Annotated in this window: 13 protein-coding genes; 8 read left to right on the top strand and 5 right to left on the bottom strand. The window is 64.5% G+C overall.

Annotation, left to right across the window (positions count from 1 at the left end; all coding sequences use genetic code 11):
* Positions 1-324: 324 nt before the first annotated feature.
* Positions 325-843: a hypothetical protein gene (locus V7066_RS26710; RefSeq protein ID WP_334185958.1), complete on the top strand. Its 519-nt coding sequence runs from the start codon at positions 325-327 to the stop codon at positions 841-843.
* A 43-nt stretch (positions 844-886) separates the two neighbouring features.
* Here the strand turns inward: V7066_RS26710 and V7066_RS26715 are convergent, their stop codons facing one another.
* On the bottom strand, positions 887-1,639 hold the full coding sequence (locus tag V7066_RS26715; protein ID WP_334185959.1) for an SOS response-associated peptidase: 753 nt from the start codon (positions 1,637-1,639) through the stop codon (positions 887-889).
* 805 nt (positions 1,640-2,444) lie between these two features.
* Here V7066_RS26715 and V7066_RS26720 point away from each other — a divergent pair.
* The 5 genes from V7066_RS26720 (at position 2,445) to V7066_RS26740 (ending at position 9,136) form a co-directional block, all read left to right on the top strand.
* On the top strand, positions 2,445-3,125 hold the full coding sequence (locus V7066_RS26720; RefSeq protein WP_334185960.1) for an ImuA family protein: 681 nt from the start codon (positions 2,445-2,447) through the stop codon (positions 3,123-3,125).
* Positions 3,040-4,848: a Y-family DNA polymerase gene (locus tag V7066_RS26725; protein WP_334185961.1), complete on the top strand. Its 1,809-nt coding sequence runs from the start codon at positions 3,040-3,042 to the stop codon at positions 4,846-4,848. The genes V7066_RS26720 and V7066_RS26725 overlap by 86 nt, the downstream gene beginning before the upstream one ends.
* On the top strand, positions 4,845-8,108 hold the full coding sequence (locus V7066_RS26730) for an error-prone DNA polymerase (RefSeq protein ID WP_334185962.1): 3,264 nt from the start codon (positions 4,845-4,847) through the stop codon (positions 8,106-8,108). The genes V7066_RS26725 and V7066_RS26730 overlap by 4 nt, the downstream gene beginning before the upstream one ends.
* Positions 8,109-8,138: 30 nt before the next feature.
* Positions 8,139-8,399: a hypothetical protein gene (locus V7066_RS26735; protein WP_334185963.1), complete on the top strand. Its 261-nt coding sequence runs from the start codon at positions 8,139-8,141 to the stop codon at positions 8,397-8,399.
* 104 nt (positions 8,400-8,503) lie between these two features.
* Positions 8,504-9,136: an SOS response-associated peptidase family protein gene (locus V7066_RS26740; RefSeq protein WP_334185983.1), complete on the top strand. Its 633-nt coding sequence runs from the start codon at positions 8,504-8,506 to the stop codon at positions 9,134-9,136.
* A gap of 166 nt (positions 9,137-9,302) precedes the next feature.
* Here the strand turns inward: V7066_RS26740 and pip are convergent, their stop codons facing one another.
* A complete protein-coding gene (pip, locus tag V7066_RS26745) occupies positions 9,303-10,259 on the bottom strand; it encodes a prolyl aminopeptidase (protein WP_334185984.1) in 957 nt (318 codons plus the stop codon).
* A 330-nt stretch (positions 10,260-10,589) separates the two neighbouring features.
* Here pip and V7066_RS26750 point away from each other — a divergent pair, with 330 nt between their 5' ends.
* On the top strand, positions 10,590-11,051 hold the full coding sequence (locus V7066_RS26750) for a hypothetical protein (protein WP_334185964.1): 462 nt from the start codon (positions 10,590-10,592) through the stop codon (positions 11,049-11,051).
* Positions 11,052-11,238: 187 nt separating this feature from the next.
* Here the strand turns inward: V7066_RS26750 and V7066_RS26755 are convergent, their stop codons facing one another.
* Genes V7066_RS26755 through V7066_RS26765 form a run of 3 tightly spaced genes read right to left on the bottom strand, consistent with a single transcriptional unit; the run spans position 11,239 to position 15,222 of the window.
* A complete protein-coding gene (locus V7066_RS26755; RefSeq protein ID WP_334185965.1) occupies positions 11,239-13,659 on the bottom strand; it encodes a TonB-dependent receptor in 2,421 nt (806 codons plus the stop codon).
* A complete protein-coding gene (locus V7066_RS26760; protein WP_334185966.1) occupies positions 13,646-14,665 on the bottom strand; it encodes a FecR family protein in 1,020 nt (339 codons plus the stop codon). Before V7066_RS26760 ends, V7066_RS26755 begins: the two co-directional genes overlap by 14 nt.
* Entirely contained in the window at positions 14,662-15,222 is a 561-nt protein-coding gene (locus V7066_RS26765; protein WP_334185967.1) for an RNA polymerase sigma factor, read from the bottom strand. The genes V7066_RS26760 and V7066_RS26765 overlap by 4 nt, the downstream gene beginning before the upstream one ends.
* A 238-nt stretch (positions 15,223-15,460) precedes the next feature.
* Here V7066_RS26765 and V7066_RS26770 point away from each other — a divergent pair, with 238 nt between their 5' ends.
* A complete protein-coding gene (locus V7066_RS26770; RefSeq protein ID WP_334185968.1) occupies positions 15,461-16,279 on the top strand; it encodes a MipA/OmpV family protein in 819 nt (272 codons plus the stop codon).
* Positions 16,280-16,342: the final 63 nt, after the last annotated feature.

Genomic DNA, 16,342 nt, shown 5'->3' on the forward strand with positions numbered 1-16,342 from the left:
ATCTCTCCTTTGGAAGGTGCCACGATAAGGTGTGGCAGATCATAAAGCCTCAAGACCGAAATTCGCTCCTAAGTACAAAAGTGCCCATTTCGCGGGCCGTTTATCGTCCTCGGAACGCCATAACGCGGTTCAAACGATCCAGCTCATCACCTGCCTCAGAAGGCCAAACCCATCAGCGGTGCTATGAGGATAGGGAATGACATCGCGCCGCTGTTCAGAATGGTCGTGACTTTCCCTCTGCGATCATCAATTGATCAACGATCAATTTTCGTTCATTGCTTTCCGGATCCTGTGCATCCGTAGGTTCGAAGGAAAACCCGTTTCATGTTTCGCAATTCGCGCCGGACGTTTCTCGCTGCGCTGCTTCTCCCGTTCGTTATTGGCGCCGCCGCACCGCCTGCACTTGCTGATGACACCTCTTCCGACCGAACTGCCGAACTGAGGAAAATTCTGCTTGCCCAGCCAGGCATGCGCGAGCAGCTGCTAGCCAGCTACAAGGGGCAGGCGGCAACGAGCGTACGTCTGGAATGGCTGATCCGGACGGGTGTTATGTGCCACCTGCTGGCAGAGGATGACGCGAAGACGATCTTCGCCGCCGGCGCCGAGGAACTGGAGTATGCCGCTTCCCTTTTGGCCGACGAAGACAAGCCGGCGGCCGAGATCTATCTGGAAGGCGTCCGGGCAGGAGCGTTCCGCTCGGCCGAGGTGATTTCGGAACTCAACGATGAGGCATGCCGGCATTTCGGACGACCGGGCGGGCCGCTTACAAAAATCATGACCTGGACCGGCAAGCGGCAATATACGGCGCAGGGAACCCTCGCCAGCCCGCGCACGATACCGTGATGCGGTTCTCGTGACGCATTGCTGCAGCGGCAGCGCATCCAATTTACAGCGGCAGGGACAATTGCGGGGGAGGAGAGGGCGCTGGGCGCGCGCGGTTTGACCAGGGCTGCGCGGTTACCTCGACATCCAGCCTGCCATCCCATGTCCGGCAGAGCGCATGAGCAGCTGTCGGCGTGCCCTGCGTCCATACGTCCCAGTCATCTTCGCGCAGGATCACCGGCATGCGGTCGTTGAGCGCCTCCATCTGTTCGTGCCCCGGGACCATCAGCATCGAAAAGACCCGGCCCCACTCGGCTGAGTTCTTCCAGATCCCGGCGACCGCGAACGTGTCGCAGCCTTTCGGCGAAAACCATGTCCGGGTCATGTGCCCGGTCTCGCCCGCCGCCTCGGCCCAGGCGCTTAGCGGAACGAGGCAGCGCCGGCTCACGAAACTCGCGCGCCAGAAGCGGGAGCCGAGGTTCTCGGTCCGGGTGTTGTTGACCGGCTTGGGCTTGAGCGCCTTCCCGTCCACGGGGCTGACGGTCTGCCGCGGAAATCCCCATGTCATCGCGGTGAGCCTGCCTTGTGCCAGTACCAGCCCTGGGTCGGACGGTGCCACGACATCTGCAAGGTTTGCGCCCGCCACCACGTCGGCCTCAAACAGGGCGGCGACCGCGCTGGCAGGGGTGGTGAGGCGATACAGGTTGCAGATGGGACAGATCTCCTCATGCCGGTTTACGCGTGTCGCCGATGTGGAGCAATGCGCAGGAGTCGACGGGGCGCAGCAAGGCGCAGCAAGCGGAACTGGTTCCCGCATGGCTGCTCGCTGGAAATGGGGTGCGGGCGGGCACCGGCGCAGGCCGAAAAAAAAGCCGGCCACAGGGGCCGGCTGGATAGGTCTTTTGGGAGAGGATGCCTGAAAGGCCTCCGCCATATGTCTGGAGGCGCTTGGCCTCGCAAATGCAAGGAACGCAACAAGTATTGCTTTCTGTGGTTGCATTTCGCGAAACCTGAGCTGCGCCAGTAAGTTAGCCGCCGCCCTTGCTGTCCAGGATAATCGACCTCCTCGAAACGCTTTACCCGGCAGTTCAGAAGCGGGGCCTGCGGATTCCCTCCCGAAGCATTGAGGCTTCTGCCACGGCAGGGTGGCTAGGTTATCCGAGAGGCAGTTTCCGGCGGGATCGGATCGGCGGCGCGAGTCCGGTTCGCCGCTTCCTCCGGGAGTATTGGGAAAGCTCGAAAAGACCGCAGTAATCGCGGTCGTGCTTGAGAAGGGTGGCCTCATTGGAGCTTTTGCTGGAACGGGACGAATGATTTTTTCTGATGGACAGTTGGCAGATCTGGTCAACCTCTCGGCATTGATAAAAGTCGAACAAAGCTGGCCGGTTGATCCCTGCGCTGCCAACCTCAGCTCCTTGCTGCACAGGTCTGTCCACAGCCTTGTCCCGGCAGGCGCGGCGCCCTTCCTTTTCAAATGTCTTGACCGTTCTCCCCCATGAATGAGAACATATAGCGAACGTAGCGAGTCTGAACAAAACACCATGCAGCCGGTATCACCATCAACCCTGCCGACAATCGAGCATCTGCGGACTCTGGCGTCGCCGCTTGCGGAATTTCGCACGATGCCGTTTGCCGCCGAGGCTCTGGACGGTCGCTTGGGCGGCGGGGGGCTGCGTGCCGGCGCTTTGCACGAGGCGGCCGCGCGCACGTGCTCGCTGGTCGACGATGCCGCCGCGACCCTGTTCCTTGCAGGGATCGCTGCGCGCGAAGCCCGCTCTTTCGAGGCGCCGGTGCTGTGGGTGAGCTGCCGCAGCGACCTCTACGCGCCGGGACTGGAACAGGCCGGGCTTGCATCGTCCTATGTCATTCACGCGCAGCCGCGCGATGAAGCAGCGCTCCTTGCCGTCGTCGAGGATGCGATCCGCGATGGGACGCCGGCTGCTGTCGTTGCCGAGGCCAGCAAGGTCTCGATGGTGGCGACCCGCCGCCTTCAGCTCGCGGCGGCAGAGGCCGATATTCCTGTCCTGCTGCTCAGGCGCCACCGCGGACGCGACCGGGATCCGCTCGGCGAACCTTCGGCAGCCTGGACCCGCTGGCGCATTGCCAGTGCCCCCTCCGGCCGCCTCGGCGTTGCAGGTGTCGGTCGGCCGCGCTGGCTCGTCGAACTTGCCCGCCAGCGCGGCGGTGAAGGTTTTTCCCTGATCGTGGAGGGATGTGATGAGACGGGTCGTCTCGCTGTTCCTGCCCTATCTGCCGATCGAACGGCTGAGACGGCAGGACCGGTTCGCCGCTCCGCGGCCTGAACCCCGCCCGCTCGAGCTGCCTGTCGATGACGATCCTGGTGCCTGCTCCGTTCCTCGCGGCGGCGGGTGGCGACCCGGTGCGCGCTGGGCCCGGGCAGAGACGCAGGGCGAAGATCGCGGGCAGGCCCGCTCGCGAGTCGATGTCGAGCGTGAAATCGCCGCGCTGCCGCTCCACGCGCAGCCGCCGATGCGCGAGCTTGGTCGGCGCTCGGAAGCGGCGGAGCATCCCTTCAAGCGCCCGGTATCCGCGCCGCCGCGCGCCCTGCGCTTCGTCCCCGCGGTTGCCGCGCCGCCGCTGGCGCTCATCGGCAAAGTCGCTCGCCGCGACGAGATCGTCTCGGCATGCCCGGCAGCACGGGCACTTGGCATCCATGTCGGCATGGCGGCAACCCATGCCCGAGCCCTGGTCTCGGACCTCGATTTTCGCCCCGCCGAGCCGGAAGCGGACGCAGAGCTGCTGGACCGCCTGGCCTTGTTTGGAATTCGGCGCTGGTCCCCGATCGTCGCGGTCTGTCCGCCTGACGGTATCTGGCTCGATCTGACCGGCGCTGCGCATCTCCATGGCGGGGAGGAGCGCTTCTGCCGGAGGCTCCACGCATTCTGCCGCCGCGCCGGGTTCACCGCGCGTATCGCGATCGCTGATACCCCCGGCGCAGCGCATGCACTTGCGCGCTACGGCGGCGAGGATATTGCCATCACCCCGCCGGGCGGCGTGCTTCGCGCTCTGTCGCCGCTGCCGGTAGCGGCCCTGCGCCTGGACGGGGCTGCGCTCGGCGCGGCGCGCAAGTTCGGGTTCGAGACGATCGCCGACCTGCTTCCCGTCGCGCGCGGCCCCCTGGCGCGCCGTCTCGGCATGGCCGCGATCGATCGCCTCGATCAGGCGCTCGGCGGCAAGGCGGAACCGATCACCCCGCGCGAGGACATCGTGATCCCCATGGTAGAGCGGCGCCTGCTTGAACCGATCGGCACGGCCGAGGCCATCGCGCAGGTCATGCAGGATCTCCTCAAAGACATGGCCGAGGTCCTGCAGAGGAGGGGCCTTGGCGCGCGTTCGCTGCGCCTGATCGGGCTGCGGATCGACGGCTGCGAGCAGATCGTGGCCATCGGCACCTCGCGCCCGACCAGGGAGCCCTCGCACCTGCTGCGCCTGCTGAAGCTCAGGATCGACCGGATCGATCCCGGCCTGGGTCTCGAGCAGTTCAGGCTGCTGGCGCCGCACACCGAAGCGCTCGATGCCGAGAACCTCGGGGCCATTCTCGCCGGCGAGAGCACCGTGCGGGATCCTGCCCGGCTCGTCGATGTAGTGGCGGGCCGGATCGGACCGGCCAGCGTGTTCCGCGTTGCCCCGGCCGAAAGCCATGTGCCCGAGCGGGCCGTGAGGCCGGAAAGCCCCATCGAGGCACCGGGATCATGGCCGTCCTGGCAGCGGCCCGTGCGGCTGTTCGCGCGGCCGGAACCGCTGCACGGCGTCATGGCGCTGATGCCCGATCAGCCGCCGCGCCGCTTCGAATGGCGGGGACGCTCCTACAAGGTCGTGGCAGGCGACGGACCGGAACGGATCCATGGCGAGTGGTGGCGCCGCGACGCTGAAGTCTGGGCCGTGCGCGACTACTACCGGGTCGAGGACCAGCATGGCGGCCGCTACTGGGTGTTCCGGCGCGGGGACGGGGTGGCAAGCAACACAGGCGATCTCACCTGGTGGATGCACGGTGTTTTCGCATGACCGCCTATGTCGAGCTCCAGGTGCTGACGCACTTTTCCTTCCTGCGCGGCGCCTCCAGCCCCGACGAACTGTTCGGCGCCGCCGCGATGCTCGGCTATCCCGCGCTCGGCATCGCCGATCTGGGCAGCGTGGCCGGGGTGGTGCGCGCCTGGGAAGCGGAAAAGGTTACCGGGGTCCGGCTGATACCCGGCACCCGGATCGATCTTGCTTGCGGGCGCCGCCTGCTGCTCTATCCGACCGACAGGCAAGCGTGGTCGCGCATCACCCGCCTGCTTACGATCGGCAAGCGCCGGGCCGGGAAGGGGGGCTGCCTGCTGTACTGGCACGAGCTTGCGGCGTGGTCGGAAGGGGTGATCGCCATCCTTCTTCCCCACGAAGCAGGCGGCGAAAACGTCGCCGCGCTTGCGGCCTTGCGCGAAGTCTATGGCAGGCGCGGCTACATGGCCCTGTTTCAGCGCCGCCGCCCCGATGACGCGGTGCGCATCGATGCACTTTCGCGGCAGGCAGCGGATGCCGGCGTCCGCAGTGTCGTCACCGGCGATGTGCTCTACCACGCCCCGGACGCCCGGCTCCTGCAGGATGTGGTGACCGCGATCCGGCATGGCTGCACGGTCGATACGCTTGGCTACCGGCGCGAAGTCAATGCGGACCGCGCGCTCAAGTCGCCGGCGGAGATGGTCCGCCGTTTTTCTGCTTATCCCGAGGCCTTGCGGGCCAGCGTCGAGATCGCCGAGGCCTGCACCTTCGCGCTCAGCGACCTCACCTATCATTACCCGCAGGAGCGGGTGATCGACGGTCTCACCGCGCAGCAGGCGCTGGAGAAGATGGCGCATGAGGCGCTGGACACCATGTTCGCGGGCGAACCGCCGCAAACCTACCGGGACCAGATCGCCCATGAACTGAGGCTCATCGCCGATCTGAACTACGCGCCCTATTTCCTGACGGTCCACTCGATCGTCAGCGAGGCAAGGCGGCGGGGTATCCTGTGCCAGGGCCGGGGTTCTGCCGCCAATTCCTGCGTCTGCTTCGTGCTCGGCGTCACCTCGATCGACCCGATCAAGCACGAACTCCTGTTCGAGCGCTTCGTGTCGGGCGAGCGGCGCGAGCCGCCGGACATCGACGTCGATTTCGAGCACGAGCGGCGCGAGGAGATCATCCAGTGGATCTTCGAGACCTACGGCCGCGACCGGGCGGCGCTGACCGCCGTCGTAACCCGCTTCCGCGCGCGCGGCGCGGTGCGCGATGTCGGCAAGGCCATGGGGCTGCCAGAGGACCTGACCTCCTCGCTCGCGGGTCTGGTCTGGGGCTGGTCGGCGGAAGGCGTCGGTGAGAAGCAGGCCGCTGAACTGAACCTCGACATGTCGGATCGGCGGCTTCGCCTGACCCTCGATCTTGCCCGCCAACTGATCGGGGTTCCGCGCCAGTTCAGCCAGCACCCCGGCGGCTTTGTGCTCACTCATGACCGCCTTGACGACCTGGTGCCGATCGAACCTGCGGCGATGGCCGATCGCCAGATCATCGAATGGGACAAGGACGATATAGATGTCCTGAAGATGATGAAGGTCGATGTCCTGGGCCTCGGCATGCTGGGCTGCATGAACCGCGCCTTCAACCTGCTCGAAGAAGCCAAGGGCCTTCGCGTCGGCCTCGCGGATCTGCAGGGCGATGACCCGGACGTCTACGCCATGATCCAGAAGGCCGATACGCTCGGCACCTTCCAGATCGAGAGCCGCGCGCAGATGTCGATGCTGCCGCGCATGAAGCCCCGCCGCTTCTACGATCTCGTGATCCAGGTGGCGATCGTCCGGCCCGGCCCGATCCAGGGCGACATGGTCCACCCCTATCTGCGCCGCCGCGAGGGGCTGGAGAAGCCGGAGTATCCTCGCCCTGAACTGCGGGCCGTCCTCGAAAAGACGCTCGGCGTGCCGCTTTTCCAGGAGCAGGCCATGAAAGTGGCTATCGTCGGCGCGGGGTTCACGCCGGCAGAGGCTGACCAGCTGCGCCGCGCGATGGCGACCTTCAAGATGACCGGCGGCGTGTCCCACTTTTCCGAGAAGCTGATCGAGGGAATGGTCGGTCGCGGTTATCCGCGCGACTTTGCCGAGCGGACGTTCCGTCAGCTCGAGGGCTTCGGCTCCTATGGGTTTCCCGAGAGCCACGCGGCGAGCTTTGCGAAGATCTCCTATGCGTCGAGCTGGATGAAGCATCATCATCCCGACGTGTTCTGCGCCGCCTTGATGAATGCGCAGCCCATGGGTTTCTATGCCCCCGCCCAGATCATTACCGATGCGCGCCGGCACGGGGTGAAGGTTCGTCCCGTGTGTATCAACGCGAGCCGGTGGGACTGCTCGCTGGAGCCTGCGCGGGGCCGGTATCATGCGGTGCGGCTTGGTCTGCGCCAGGTGCATGGGCTCTCCAATGCCGATGGTGCAGCGATCGTCACGGCGCGCGCTCTCACGCCGTTTGAATCCGTCGAGGACCTGTGGCGACGCTCCGGGGTGCCGCGTGCCGCGATCGAGAAGCTCGCCAATGCTGATGCTTTCCATGGGTTCGGCGCGGATCGCCGCCAGGGACTGTGGAAGGTGAGGGGGCTCGGCGAAGCGCCCCTGCCGCTCTTTGCCGCCGCGGACCGCGCGGCAGAAAGGATCAGCGCCGAGGTGCAGGAGCCGGCCGTGGAACTGCGCCCGCTGGCCGATGGGCGCGAGGTCATCGAGGACTATCGCGCGCTGCAGCTCTCGCTGCGCGCCCACCCTCTGACGTTCGTGCGGGACGAACTCACGCGGCGGGGCGTGACGCGCTGCGCCGACCTCGCGAACATTCGCGACGGCAGGAAGGTCGAGGTCGCCGGGATCATCCTGGTGCGCCAGAAGCCGGGATCGGCCAAGGGAGTGCTCTTCATCACCATCGAGGACGAGACGGGTATCGCCAACGGCATTCTCTGGCCCGATCGCTTCGAGGCCCAGCGCCGCACCGTGATGTCCGCCTCGATGGTGGGGCTCAAGGGGCAGGTCCAGAAGGAGGGCGATGTCATCCATGTGATCTGTGATCGGATCATCGATCACGGCGACCTCCTGCACCGTGTCGGCGAGATGTCTTTCCCGCACCGCACCGGGAGGGGCGACGGCGCCCGCCATGGTGGTAGCCCGGATCGCGGCGATGCGGCCTGGAGCCCGAAGCCGGTCAGCAGCTACTGGCCGCCGCATGCGGATGGCCGGGACCCCGAGGAGGTCGTGCGGTTCAAGTCGCACGATTTCCATTGAGGCGTGGCGGCGCTTCCCAAACACCAGCGCGTGATCATCGCGCTCTCGCTGCATATCCTGCGCGGCGGCGTGACCCGCTGCAGCGACGGCCGGGTCGATACCGTCGAGGTTCGCCTCGCCCTCAGATGTCTGCTGCCGCACTGCCGGGAGCGCTGGCCGCTCGAGCTCTACTGGGATGCCGCCTGCCAGAACAACGAGATCGGCCGGGCGCAGGGGGTGACGGCAGCTTTCAATGGAATTGTCCGGCAGCTGCGGCTCGCCGGACGCTATGAAGAGGTCGGCCCGTCATAGCGCACCTCGTGAGCAATTCTCTCGTAGCGCCGGTTGCCGGCTGCGATATGCTTTCGGCAAGGCAGCCTCGCCAGGGGATGCGCGCCGCGATCAGGAGCAATGCCATGTGCAACCGTGCCCGTTTCAAGGGAGAGCCGGAAACCCTCTTCGGCTCGGTCGCTGAGCTCTTTCGCGAACGGCCGCGCGACAATCGGTTCGATCCCCAGGAGCTGAGGCCCAAGGGGCGGGCCTACGTGGTGCGCGAGCAGGACGGCATCCGGGGGTGGGACGTGATGAGCTGGGATGTGCTGGGCGGCAAGGGAGCCTGGCCGATGACGAATGTGCGCAATCTTGCCGCGCCGCAGTGGCAGCGGCTTGCCGAAGATCCGAAAAACCGCTGCATCGTGCCGCTGACCGAATTCTGCGAGTTCACGCCGGACAAGCATGACCTCGGAGATGGCAAGCCGCCGCTCAAGGGCGAGATGTGGTTTTCGGTGACGGATCAGCCGGTGTTCGCGGTCGCCGGCTTCTGGCAGCACACTGAAATCGGCGAGGCCTTCGCCATGGTGACCTGCGATGCCAATGCGCTGGTCAAGCCGGTCCATCCCAAGGCGATGATCACGATTCTGGAGCCGAGGGATATTGGTACCTGGCTGGGCGGATCCTATACCGAAATCGCCCGGCTCCAACGGCCCTTTCACGAGACTCGGATGCGCGTGCGCGGGCCGGTTTTTTCGACCCGGCGGGATGAGCGATGACGGACTGGCTGATGCCACTATCGCGATTGGTGCCCGTCGCACTTCTGGAGCGATAGGCCAGCTGCGACCTGGAGCGAGGTCGGATTTCTGAACCAGGTCGCGGCGACATACGTGCCCCGCCTATCGTCCCAGGAATTAGTGCCCCCAAGATGGGGGCACTCCGCCGTCAGCCATCCGTCTTGTTCGCGTACAGATCCGTGGTGCGGATCAGCCGGTCCAGTATACCCGGTTCGGAATAGGCATGACCTGCGCCTTCGATCAGATGGAAGTCGGCCTCAGGCCAGGCCTTGTGCAGCGCCCAGGCGTAATGGGCGGGGCAGGGCATGTCGTAGCGGCCATGCACGATCGTGCCCGGGATCGTGCGAAGCTTGTGCGCATCACGGAGGAGCTGATCGGGCTCGAGCCAGCAATCATGGACGAAGTAGTGGGTCTCCAATCTCGCGAAGGCGAGCGCGAAATGACCGTCGTCGTGCTGCTGGGAGGTCGCGGCGTCGGGAAGCAAGGTGATGACTTCCCCTTCGAACAGGCTCCAGGCGCGGGCGGCCTCGATCTGCTCTTCGGGCAAACCCGTTGTGAGCCGGCGATGATAAGCGCGCAGGATGTCGTCTCGCTCGGCTTCGGGGATCGGCGAAACAAGGCGCTCGTACTTGTCCGGGAACAGCTGTGCTACGCCGAACTGGTAGAACCAGTCGAGTTCCGCCCGGGAGCACATATAGATGCCCCTCAGAATCAGTTCGCTCACGCGCTCCGGATGCGTCTGCGCGTAGGCCAGCGAAAGCGTGGAGCCCCAGGAGCCGCCAAACACGAGCCACTGTTCGGCGCCCGCGAGTTCTCGCAGGCGTTCGATGTCTGCAACCAGATGCCAGGTGGTGTTGGCATCGAGCGATGCGTGCGGCGTCGACCGGCCGCAGCCGCGTTGGTCGAACAGGAGCACGTCGTATAGCTCCGGATCAAACAGACCGCGGTGCGCCGGCGAAATCCCGCCGCCGGGGCCGCCGTGCACGAAGACGGCTGGCTTTGCCCCCGGAGTGCCGCAGCGCTCGTAATAGATGCTATGGCCTTCACCGGTGTCGAGCATTCCGGCGGCGTAGGGTTCGATGGGCGGATAGAGTGTACGCAGCATGGAGCTCTTGTTGCCGACTTCGCCGATGAAGGAAAGAGGGGCTGCTGCACGGGGCTCTGCCATTCTCCTGACTCGCAAGCATAGCGCGTGAGTGGAGGATTCCCTCGCGGTCCCTGAAAATTCGGTCGTCATCGGTTCCCATGTGGAGGATCAATGCACGACGATCCGGTCCTCCAGCGCCGCGGGCCAGTTCAGCCGCGTTAGAAAACACGATGGACGCACAGGCAACCTCGCGCACGGAATTCCTTGAATTGTCTGACCGATCTGCTCCGAAGATCTATAATTGATTGATTAGAAAAACTTCACGTCGGTCCGCCGGACGAAAACCAGGTGGAAAGCAGCGGCAATGAGCGAACACGTACAGTAACAACGCATTCTCGATCATCGCGCCGCAGGTCTGGCTTCGACCTCTATGGCTACGTTGTTCGAGGCCAAGCCATTCGCACGTTCGGGACGTTCTTCCAGGACCTGGATACGAAACCTCGCTGTCACCAGAAACTGTTCGCTTTCCCGAGCGCACGACGACTCCAACCCGCCGTGGTCATCGACCTCGACGAGGCGGATTTTGCGGCATTCTGCGAAAAGAACTGCCTTCCGAAATCTGATCTGGCTCTGCCTCCTTCATGGGGCATCACCGTTTTCGACCTCGAACACAAGACGCAGGTCGTCCGCTATTTGGCGGCTCTGGTGCATCAGCTTCATACCCGGGCGGACAGCCGAAAGACGTCGGTCGCCGATCTGCTGGCCGGAGCAGAGCAGCAAGTTTGGGTCTGGGCACTGGCAACCAATTGATCGGACTTTGCAGGAGAAAATCAGCTGTCGCTCGCGCCGGATTATAAATCGATCAATCCAATGCCCTGACGCAAAGGCTCGCATCTGCTTGAGCGTTTTCCCGTAGGGGGGAACCATCGGATGACCTGGAAAACGCGCATGCCAATGCTATGGAGCAGCCGAGCCGCTGCAATTGGATCGCACGCCGCTAGAACCCCATGTGGAGGCTGATCCTGGCAGACCTTGGCCTGAGCGGCGTCATCTGATTGCGCTCGCCGACGCCGAAGGGGTTTCCGTAGCTGAAGGTATTGCCGTGGGAATCGGTGATATTGGCGAGATCCAGCCTAATCCCGAATTTTCCGCGCGTCAGGCCCGCCGAGAGATCTGCCACCAGATAGTCACCCTGAGGAATGTCGAGATAAGCGCCGACGCCTAGCCGAGATGGCCCTACGTAACGAATGGCGGCCTCGAACGTCAGGCCTAGCGATGCGCTGGCGGCCGGTTCCCAGGTTGCGGAGAACCGCGCTCCGCGGCGCGGGACATTGGGCAGTGAGTAGTCGGCGCCGACCTCCGTATCGCGGACCACCATATCGCCGTATGCCTGATCGTTCGTATCGCGAAGGCGGCTGCGGTTGAAGAAGCCGGATGCGCTCAGCGTGAAGGATGCAAAAGGACGAATATCGATTTCGGTATCAAGCCCGTGGATAATCCCTCGACCGATGTTCGCTGTATAGGGGATTGCATAGGGCCCCACGATATCTGCCTGGATGCTGCGCCAGTCGACGAGGAAGACCGTGGCCTGAAGCGCAACGGGTCCGCGCTCGCGATCGCCCCAGCGCACTCCCCATTCGATCATTTTGAGATCGTCCGGCCTGAATTGCTTGGTCAGCACCGCGTCGCCGGCAACGGTAAAGCCAAGCCCGCCGGGCCGATAGCCCTGCCGAAAATCGACGAAAGCGCTGGTCTGGGCTGTCGGGCGCCAGACGAGGCCGAGCGTCCCGGACAGGCGGCGGGTATTTCCTGTCATGCCGTCGAGCCCGTCGACATCGGCATCGAAAGTGCGCCGGGTGCTGTGCGAGGCGGTCAGGCGAAGCCCGGCGGTCAAAGACAGCCTTGGCAGGAGAGGCCGGGAAGCCTGGGCGAAGATTGCCGTCTCCAGCTGATCGTCCTCAAGGCCCGCACTGTCGTTCCAGTCCATGAGCGATCCGATCGAAAGCGTTCGGCGATTGATGCTGCGCGCAAGCGCAAAGCCTGCGACCCATGGTGCCGACCTGCCGCCGCCGGAAAGACGCATCTCCTGCGAGAAGAGCGTGACGGCCTGCTTTTCGAGCAGGCGCGCGGGGGCGCTCGTACCGTCATAGCCGGTTGCATCGAAGACGGTTGAAAGGTCCTGCCGGGCTACGGAGGTCACGCTGGTCATTTCCATCGCGCCGAGCGGACGCGTCGCGGTCACGAAGCCAAGCCGGTAATTATTCTCGTAGGGCTGGGGGACTACCCCGGAACGGGTGAACGGCGGGTCCCCGCGCAGGACATACTGGCCGTCCCCGCTTTTGAAGTTCTGGAGCACGTTGCCGATATCGATCGTCCACGCACCGACCTGTTCGAGACGGAGTGTGAGACGCTGCCCGTAATTCACCGTCTTGTTGATGTTCCTGCGCCCTTGGGCAGGCGCGTCAATGTAGCCGCCCGCGCGTCCGCCGAAGGCGACGAGGCGGACGGCCTTGTTCGCATCGATCGGAATATTGGCCATCATCGCGCCGTCGAGGCTGGCATTGCCGTGGCGCGTAAAGCCCAGTCCCGTGCTTGCCGTGACGGCGAAGCCGTCGCTGCTCGGTGCATTGGGCTGGAGGCGAAGTATTCCGCCGAGCGCACTGGGGCCGTAAAGCGTCCCCTGCGGACCGACGAGCACTTCGATGCCCTCCATGTCGTAGAGATTGAGGTCGGGGTCGGGGGCATTGTAGGTCAGGCGGACATCGCCGAGATACTGACCGGTCGTTGCCTGCGTGGGGCCGCTGAAACTGCTGTCGGCGACGCCGCGGACGAACAGCTTGTTACGCCCCCTGCCGAGATTGGTCGCCCCCAGTGCGGGCGAGAGCCTGGTGATGGCGCCGCTGCCTTCGGACGCCTGCGAGGAAAGCCAGGCCTCGTCGGTCCGGATCACTTTTGCCGAACCTGGGTAATTTTCGATTGTCAGACCCTGCTTGCTGGCTGTCACCACGATATCCTGGCCAGGCGAAGTTTGATGCGGGGCTGACGGAGACAGGACGGGAAGGGGGCGGGCCGGTGCCAGCGGAGCGCGCCTTTCCCGGACCGGTATTTGCCGGATCTGGACAATGGTGGGCGCGATGAACTTCGCTTCGGCGCCGGTTCCGCGCAGCACGCGCTCCAGGGCTACGCGCAGCGGCACATTGCCGCGAATGCCCGCGGATCGTCTGGCAGCCAGTTTCGGGTCGAGCAGGACGATCGTCACGCCCGCTTGCTGTCCCAACTGTGCGATGACCTTGTCCAGCGAGCCGGGGCCTATCCGAAACGGTTCTGCCCATGCCGGGGCAGGCAGGGCGGCGGCGACCAAGGCGAGCGATGTGATGGAAAGGCGAGGCGGCCTGCCGTAAAAGCTACGGACTTTCATGGCCTGCGGGCTTCATGGTTATCCCGCCCGCTTCGTGAACTGCCTCGACGTCAAGGGCGGTCATCAGTGCCTGCAATTGCGCCGCGTCGCCGCGCTTGATCGCGATCGTGCCGAAATAGGGGCGCGCCGCGATGGAGGCATCGGCAGTGACAGTCATTCCGAGCAGGCGCGAGAGATCTGCCGCAACACGCGAGAGCGGTTCGCCCCGATAAGTGAGCACGCCCTTGCGCCAGCCGCCGACGGCTTCGCGATCGGTGTTGCTCAGGACCACTTCCTTGCCGTCGCCGGAGGTTTCCAGGGCCTCGCCTGCAGCAAGTTCGGTCTGACCGGCTCCCGGCTCGAAGATCACCTTTCCGTCAGCGACGGCGAGGCGCAGCGAGCCAGGGTCATAGGCCAGATTGAACACGGTCCCGGCATCCTCGACGACCCGGTCATGAACGAGAACGCGAAACGGGCGGCTTGAATCGTGATGCACTTCGAACAGCGCCTCGCCCGCAGACAGTTCGGCGAACCTCGGGTTGCTGCGATCGAACACAAGGCTGCTGCCTCCATTGACGATCACCCGTGTTCCGCCTTCGAGGTCGACGATCTGCGTCTGTCCAGGGGCCGTGCGCACTTCATAGCGATCTTGGAAGATCTGGGGCGTCAATGCGATGGCGGCAAACACCGCTGCTGCGAGCGCGCCGCCGCCGGCAAGCCAGCGAAGCGCTGTGCGGCGCGCCGGATGGGGCACAGCGTCATCGCTGTTATCGTTGTCGTGGTCGTCGTTCGCGGCGCGAGCGACTGCCTCGTCCCGATCACTGAAATCGATGTCCGCGAGCACCGCTGCGACATCGAGATCGAGATCCTCGATCTCCCGGTAAGCGGCGACGTGATCGGGGGACCTTCCGAGCCATTGCTCGAAGGCTTGCCAGTCGGCATCGCGCGCCTCGCGCATGCGAATAATCCAGCCGATCGCTTCACGCCGCATAGCGCCGCCGGTCTTAGCGTCCATCTCACTGCTCACGAGCGGCCCTCCTTGCTCTTGAGATGCCGCGATCCCCCTGCAGCCCCATCCAGTTTTTGTCGTTTGGCTGCAATTGCCTCATAGGCACGTGTAAGATGCTTCTCGACGGCACTGAGGCTTATCGCCAGTTCCGCCGCAATCTCGCGCTGCGGTACCCCGTCCAGCCGAAACCGCCTGAAAATGAATTTCGTCCGCTCGGGCAGGGCGTCGACCGTCTCCTGAAGAATCGCCAGGTACTCGCGGGCGATCAGGGTGGTTTCCGCCGAAGGTGTTTCGTCGATCTCGGGCGGATCGCCGGTATGGGCCCCGACCCAGGCCTCATCGCGGCGCGCGGTGCGGCCGGCAGAGCGGCGATGCAGCACGAACAGGTTGTGAACCATCCGGTAGAGATAGGCCCGCGGCTGGTCGATATTGAGGAAGGTCCCGCCAGATAGCTTCAGACTGGTTTCCTGAAGAATATCCTCAGCCTCGTCGGGCGACGCACCTTGCATGGCCAAATATCTGAGCAGGCCTGCCCGGAGCGCCAAAAAGGCCTCGAGGAGCCCGCTGCTGTCCATGTCGTTTTCGTTTCTTTCCCCGAGAATCCGTCGCCGAACAGCTAGCGACGACAGGCAGGCCGGACAACGGCTTTTATGTTTCCGCCGGCGGCTTCGGGCAGCGGTCAATGCGGCTCTGGCGCAGGATTTGGACCGGAATCAATATTTTTGATGGGGGAACAGGCTTTGGCGGCATCTCACCAAGGGAAGCCTGAAATGCGCAGGCCCCGTTCGCGGGATCAAAATGGAAAAGCATAGAATGAAGTTTGACAACGGCGTCTCCAATCTGACTGCCGCCGTGGCGGCGGCTCTCGTTGGCACGGCACTCCCATTTGGTGCGGTCGCCCAAGCGCAGGAAGCCGCCGATCTGCCGCAGGCCGCTTCCGCCAGTGCGGATCACGTCATCATCGGCATGGGTACTGCCGTCATGCCCGTCTACCAGGGCGCCGACGATTACCGCGTTTTGCCTCTGCCGGCGCTCGATATTGCCCAGGGCCAATTCTTCGTGAACTTGCGGGACGGTGCGGGCGTCAAGGCGATCGAGACCCGAGACGTTACGCTGGGCGCGAGTGTTGCCATGACGCAAGGCTATCGTCGCAGGGACGTGCCGGACGGAGTAAGGGGAGTGGATTTCGGCGCGGGCGCGCGCATTTTCGGATCGTTCCGGGCAGGCGGAGTTACCGCGACGATCGGTGGTACGCGAGGATTTGCCGGCGGCACACGGGGCGTGACCGTCGATGGAAGTCTCGCTTACCCCGTGGCGGTTTCTACCAGGGTCATGCTGATCCCTGCTGCGATAGTGACGTGGGCGAACGGCAAATACAACGATCGCTACTTCGGCATCAGCGCCCGCGAAGCGGCAGCGTCGGGCCTTTCGCAATTTGAGGCCGGCAGCGGGTTCAAGGACGCCTCCGGAACGCTGACGATCGTCTATCGACTGACCGATCGTCTCTCAGCCAGCGCCACCGGCGGCGTCACCTCGCTCCTTGGCGATGTGAAGAACAGTCCGCTCGTCGAACACAAGACCCAGCCTTCCGGGTTCCTCGCCTTGACCTACCGGCTGGGCAAGATCTGGTAGTATCCGAAAAGGAGGGGGGAAATTTGTTCCTCCCTCCTTCACTTTTTTGATGGGGGAGCGGCA

The organism is Novosphingobium sp., assembly GCF_036820275.1.
Classification (GTDB): domain Bacteria; phylum Pseudomonadota; class Alphaproteobacteria; order Sphingomonadales; family Sphingomonadaceae; genus Novosphingobium.